The organism is Neisseria sp. P0014.S002, assembly GCF_051958295.1.
In the GTDB taxonomy this organism is placed as follows: Bacteria; Pseudomonadota; Gammaproteobacteria; order Burkholderiales; family Neisseriaceae; genus Neisseria; species Neisseria flavescens_B.
In genome coordinates, this window is the sequence record NZ_JBQCVO010000012.1 from 22,594 (window position 1) to 28,629 (window position 6,036).

The following is a 6,036-nucleotide window of genomic DNA, read 5'->3' on the forward strand; positions in this document are numbered from 1 at the left end:
TGTCGCCGTTGAAGGTCAGGCCTTTGGTGTCAACGGTGGTTTTGGCGTCCACACCTTTTTGGATGTCGTCTTTGGTGCTTTGAGCGAGATCGATACTGTAATTAGTTGTCACTGCACCATCGGCTGCAGTTGTAGTATTAGAAGTCAAATTCAAAGCATTGGAAACTTGTACCGTTGCTTTATCTGCGCTGACGGTATAAGTGGTTTCTTTGCCTGAAGTTGTTTTATTGACATGCGTGTTGCTGCCTGCCTCCACCTTGGTCGTGGTTTTGGCATTATTGATGGCATTGGCTACATCGCCGGCAGTCGCTACACCGGCAGTCGGTGCGGACACTGTGCCATTATTATCGACAGACAATGAACCTTGAGTGACGTTGATTTGAACTTTTGATGCATTCTCGCCATCGGTAACTGCAACGGTCGTCAAATTACCATCGGCGTAGTTGACTGTACCGTTGTTGTTGATACGGGATTTGTCTGTGCCGTTTTGTTGGATATTGTGTCCAACATTGTTCATAACGGTGTACAGTTGGCTACCATTAACTGCATCGGTTGAAGTGGCGGAAATACGGCCTGCGGCAACATTCTGGATTTGGCGTTCATTGCCTGCGCTGCCTATAGAAACCGCGCCTGTTGTAGAAGATGAAGAAGCAGCATAGCTGACATTGGTCGCAGCACCACTATCGTTTTTGAATGAGGCATTTTTAGCTGTTGCGTCAAAATTATTGGCCGCGCCGATGGCACCATTGCCCAAAGCAACAGAATCTTGAACAGAAGCAGTAGTACCGTTACCCAAAGCAACAGCATTGACGCCTGTAACATTTGCCTGATTGCCGATAGAGACACCATTTGTGGCTGCACTTGTCGTAGATGCAGATGGGCCAATGGCAATTGAGTTTGCACCTTTCGCACCATCGTTATTCCAGTTTTTGGTGCCGTCAGTGCTACCATCAGTTGAATTAACAGAGAAATAACGAATGCGTTCGAGCGCACTCAATACACCATAAAGTTGAGAGCCGTTGATGGCATCAGTAGAAGTAGCAGAAATATCGCCAGGGGATACATTGATGATTTGGCGTTCGTAACCTTTGGAACCGACAGACACAACATCACCAGCATCGGTAGTTGCACCGCCTGCCCAAGTGTAGGTCACGCCCATAATTTCGCGTTGAACGTATGCCTTACCTTCTTTATCAGTTTTAGAAGCCGTACCCAAAGCCACAGAGTTCAGCAAAGTAGCCTTCGCACCTGTACCCAAAGCTACACCACCAAAGGCAGTGGCCTGAGATTTAGTACCGATAGCCAGAGACAAATCAGCAGATGAATTAGACTGCACACCTAATGCAACAGAACCTTGACCGGCAATAGTATTACCATAAGAACCGTAATTCATCGTATCGCCGGTCATTTCTTTATAGATATCACGCAGACTTTTACCGCTCAGCGTATATTCACCGGTCTTTGCACCTTGGGCATTGTATTTGATGAATTTATCCGTTGCATTGCCAGAATATCGAGTACCACCTACCGCATCTAAATCATCACCACCAATAGCAACAGATGAATTACCATTAGCCAAGACATTACCACCAACCGCAATAGATTGGTCTCCCTTTGCCCACGCACCCTCAGGTCTGCCCTGTGGATCAACACGGTTACCTGAACCAATAGCAATAGACTGAGTTATCTTAGAACTACTTGAATCGCCTACTCGAGCCGTATTACCAATAGCAATATTATTGTGAGTTGAATTCACGTTCATACTATTTTGGGAGAGAACCTCAGATGCACGTCCAATAGCAATCGTACCAAAGCCGGTTGCATTCGCGTCTGCACCAAGTGCAATAGCACTTGATGGCGCACTACCCGAAGCTGGAGAATTTGCCACTGCATCTTTACCGATGGCAATGGTATTTCCAGCTTGAGCTTTGGCTGAATTACCTATGGCAATAGCGTTACCTTGATTGGCTTGTGCCGTTAATCCTACCCCTAATGCACCAACACCTGTTGCTGTTGCACCGCTGATCGCAGTAGCACTGGTTGTGCTATCAGCTTCAATTCGTCCAACCTGAGCATTTGCCGCATATACATTGCTTGCCCCCAAAAGAGCTGCCGAAATCACTGTCAATCTGAAAACTGTCGCGATACCATTTTTACCGGATTCGGCAGATACATCTGTACTATTTTGTTCTGCAGACGATTTCACACGGCCTTTGGCCAATTCGGACGTTACGACGAAAGATTGAATCGTACGGTTCCAAACAACTTTAAATATCTTATTCATTAGTGTGTCTTTCTCTTTTTATGATGGATAAAAGCGTAGGCATGAGCATGACGCTACTTTAAAAAGTCTATTGCGGAGGGTTTCCCAGCAAATACTTGCTTCGAGCTGACGTTTATTGTCACTTTGAGACGAAATTTAGGTCTTTTACTATCTCGAAGTGAAATAGTATTTCATACTTACCAAATATCCGCTAGTCGGAAATATAAACCGATTATCTTTAATTTCTAAATAAAATCACGGCTTTCAACCAAAAAAACCAATCATCAAAAGGGCCCTAGCTATGTTTCTATTAATAAGCGGTGTGTTGTATTCCATTGACAAGTCACAAGTAAACACAGTAATCATGCAACCCACATGCCAATTATTTGGAATATTATTTAAAATGAATTACTTGTTTAAAAAAACGAAAAAGAAAGGCCGTCTGAAATGTTTCAGACGGCCTTTAATGAAATGATATTGAACAATTGCTTAATTGAATAATTTGTTTTTTGAGCTATCAATAAAATTGGCAATATGCTTTTAATACGTCATAGAAAGAATACGCATATCCCTACTTATACAGACGCGGATGGTTTTACAAACCGAATACAGCAATATCGCCCTTACCTTGACGAATCAATTCGGTACCATCGGTCATATCGATAACCGTCGTCGGCTCAGTACCGCACCAGCCGCCATCAATAACCAAATCAACGGCATGCTCAAGACGGTCTCGGATTTCGTATGGATCGGTCAATGGCTCATCGTCTTCGGGCAGCATGAGGGTGCAACTTAAAATAGGTTCGCCCAATTCTTGCAAAAGTGCCAAGGCGGTAGCGTTATCGGGAACACGCAGGCCGATGGTTTTGCGCTTGGGATGAAGCGTGCGATTGGGTACTTCTTTGGTTGCCTGCAGGATAAAGGTGTAGCTTCCGGGCGTAGCTGCTTTGAGCTGGCGGAATTGGGCATTATCTACTTTGGCGTAAGTACCCAATTCGCTCAAATCGGCACACATCAGGGTCAGATGGTGTTTTTGATCGATTTTGCGAATCGTAAGAATGCGCTCCATCGCATTTTTGTCGCCGAGTTTGCAACCCAGCGCATAGCAGGAGTCCGTAGGGTAAACGATGACGCCGCCACTGCGGACAATATCGGCGGCTTGTTTGATGAGGCGGTCTTGGGGATTATCGGGATGGATGGCGAAAAATTGTGCCATGTTTTTTTCCTTATCATTCTAATGGTTTGTTGTTTGACATTTTAAAACTTATTTGGCCGTCTGAATATTGGATTTCCACCACTATGAATGGATTTAGTCTCAGCTACAACACGGCCGCACCCAGTGATACCTTATAGATAATTTTGATTTACCGGCCGATATCGAAAGTCAATTTAATACACTATATAATGCGTTATTTTGTTTGAAAGTCATCTCAATGTCTGCTTCTTCCCTCCCCGCCCGCCGCTTGTCTGTTGCACCCATGCTTGATTGGACAGACCGACACTATCGCTTTATGGCGCGACAAATTACACACAATGCTTGGCTTTATAGCGAAATGGTCAATTCAGGCGCAGTAGTTTACGGAGATAAAGACCGCTTTTTGAGTTTCAACGAAGGCGAGCAACCGGTCGCTTTACAGCTTGGCGGCTCAGATCCGCATGACTTGGCAATCGCTGCCAAAGCGGCTGAGGCGTATGGCTATAATGAAGTCAACCTAAATTGCGGCTGCCCCAGCCCACGCGTTCAAAAAGGCGCTTTCGGCGCTTGCCTGATGAATGATGTAGATTTGGTGGCAGATTGTTTGAATGCGATGCAGGATGCAGTTGAAATTCCGGTAACGGTCAAACACCGCATCGGTGTAGACAGACAGACAGAATATCAAGTCGTGGCAGATTTTGTAGGAACGCTTCGTGAAAAAACAGCCTGCCGCACATTTATCGTCCATGCGCGTAATGCTTGGCTGGACGGTTTATCCCCGAAAGAAAACCGCGAAGTTCCGCCACTCAAATATGAATACGTCTACCGCTTGAAACAAGAGTTCTCCGACTTAGAAATTTTGATTAACGGCGGCATCACCACCAATGAAGAAATCGCCGAACATCTAAAATTTGTCGACGGCGTCATGATCGGGCGCGAAGCTTATCACAACCCAATGCTGATGCGTGATTGGGATGCGCTATTTTACAACGATGCACACGCACCAATCCAATATGCAGATTTAGCAGCTTGGCTATACGCATACAGCCGCGAACAAATTGCCTCAGGGCGCGGCACCATCCTGCGCCATATCGTCCGCCACGCACTAGGCTTAATGCACGGCCTAAAAAATGCCCGCACTTGGCGCCGTATGCTTTCAGATGCTACTTTACTGAAAGACAACGACGGCAGCCTGATTTTAGACGCATGGAAAGAAGTCGAACGCGCAAATATTTGGGACTAATGCCATATCGTGCGAATAAATAAAAGGCCGTCTGAAACATCAAATAATGTTTCAGACGGCCTTTTAAATTGCAGCAGACTGCTAAAGATATTTTCATTTCTCTTTATCTACTATGACGATTAATTCATCGAATAAACCCAAAACATAATCTAAGCATAAAAAAATGCGGCCTAAATAGGCCGCATTTACTTTGCTTCGTCTTTTCAGACGGCCTTTTCAGGCCGTCTGAAAGTCAGATTACCATTGGTAACCAACTGCTGCGGTAGCACCGAAGTGACCACGTGAGTTGCCGGAAGCAGTACCTTTGATGATCCAGTTACCACCATCGGAGATGCTAGAGAAGCCGACAGCGTAACCGGTTTCACCACGGTAGTGACCGCCACCGATAGCCAGCATGCTCTTACCTGGCAAGTAAGCTTGTGGCAGACCGGCAGTAGCCAGAGCTTGAGCCACACCTGCGCGGGCGTTGTTGTCAACCTTGTTCACATTGCTGTTCACATCGCCGAATTTTTGGTTCAGCTGGTCAACGTTAACCGCATCGGTACCGTTCTTACCTGGAGCAACATTTTTAATAGTAGTGTTGCCGGCATCGATACCACCTTGGTTGATGGTTACAGGACCTGCTTTCAGTTCGTTAGTAGTAACACTGTTAACGGTCAGATCAGGGTTCAAGCTGACTTTCAGCGCATCGCCGTCTTTCTTAACGAAGATGTTTTGAACTTCTTTCTCTGAAGTCTTACCGGTTGCTTTGTCGAATACTTGAACTTTAGTACCCGCATCACCTTTAATCTGAATAGTGTTATTCAGTTTTTTGGAGATAGAGCCGTCAGTAGTACCAGTCTCGTCAACCAGACCGAAGGTGCCATCAGCATCTTTACCGTCTTTACCATCTTTACCGTCTTTCACGGTTGCAGTAGTAGTAGAGATGACTTTACCGTCTTTATCGAAGTTGTTGATAGTGATGGTAGAAGTACCTTTAGCTTCATCACGCTCAACTTTACCTTCAGCAGACTTACCGTTTTCACCGGTATCACCTTTGGCGCCAGTTGCACCGTCTTTAACGATGGTAGTAGTAGTGTTACCGTTACCGTCTTTGATGGTTACAGTATGAGTACCATCACCGTTGTCTTTAACTTCGGCTTCAGCATTCTTACCGTCTGCACCAGTTGCACCAATAGCGCCAGTTGCACCGTCTTTAACGATGGTAGTAGTGGTATTACCGTTACCGTCTTTGATGGTTACAGTATGAGTGCCGTCGCCGTTGTCTTTAACTTCGGCTTCAGCATTCTTACCGTCTGCACCAGTGGCACCAGTTTCACCTTTAGCACCAGTTGC

General features: G+C 45.6%; 4 protein-coding genes. 1 reads left to right on the plus strand and 3 read right to left on the minus strand.

Going from position 1 to position 6,036, the window contains the following annotated elements; translation table 11 throughout:
* Window positions 1-2,284 (minus strand): ESPR-type extended signal peptide-containing protein (locus tag ACTHSX_RS09660; RefSeq protein ID WP_440377527.1); only part of this gene is annotated, 2,284 nt, incomplete at its 3' end.
* Between the two features lie 574 nt (window positions 2,285-2,858).
* Window positions 2,859-3,479 (minus strand): L-threonylcarbamoyladenylate synthase, encoded by a 621-nt coding sequence (locus ACTHSX_RS09665; protein WP_003680049.1) that lies wholly within the window; start codon window positions 3,477-3,479, stop codon window positions 2,859-2,861.
* Between the two features lie 217 nt (window positions 3,480-3,696).
* On the opposite strand from ACTHSX_RS09665, the gene dusA reads away from it, so the two are divergent.
* Entirely contained in the window at window positions 3,697-4,701 is a 1,005-nt protein-coding gene (dusA, locus tag ACTHSX_RS09670) for a tRNA dihydrouridine(20/20a) synthase DusA (RefSeq protein ID WP_440377528.1), read from the plus strand.
* A gap of 237 nt (window positions 4,702-4,938) precedes the next feature.
* Here dusA and ACTHSX_RS09675 read toward each other — a convergent pair.
* A partial coding sequence (locus tag ACTHSX_RS09675; RefSeq protein ID WP_440377529.1) for a YadA family autotransporter adhesin occupies window positions 4,939-6,036 on the minus strand: 1,098 nt, incomplete at its 5' end.

Bases quoted from the DNA above. Each gene is read 5' to 3' on its own strand.
- ACTHSX_RS09665 (WP_003680049.1), bottom strand. From the start codon at position 3,479: ATGGCACAATTTTTCGCCATCCATCCCGATAATCCCCAAGACCGCCTC.
- dusA (WP_440377528.1), top strand. From the start codon at position 3,697: ATGTCTGCTTCTTCCCTCCCCGCCCGCCGCTTGTCTGTTGCACCCATG.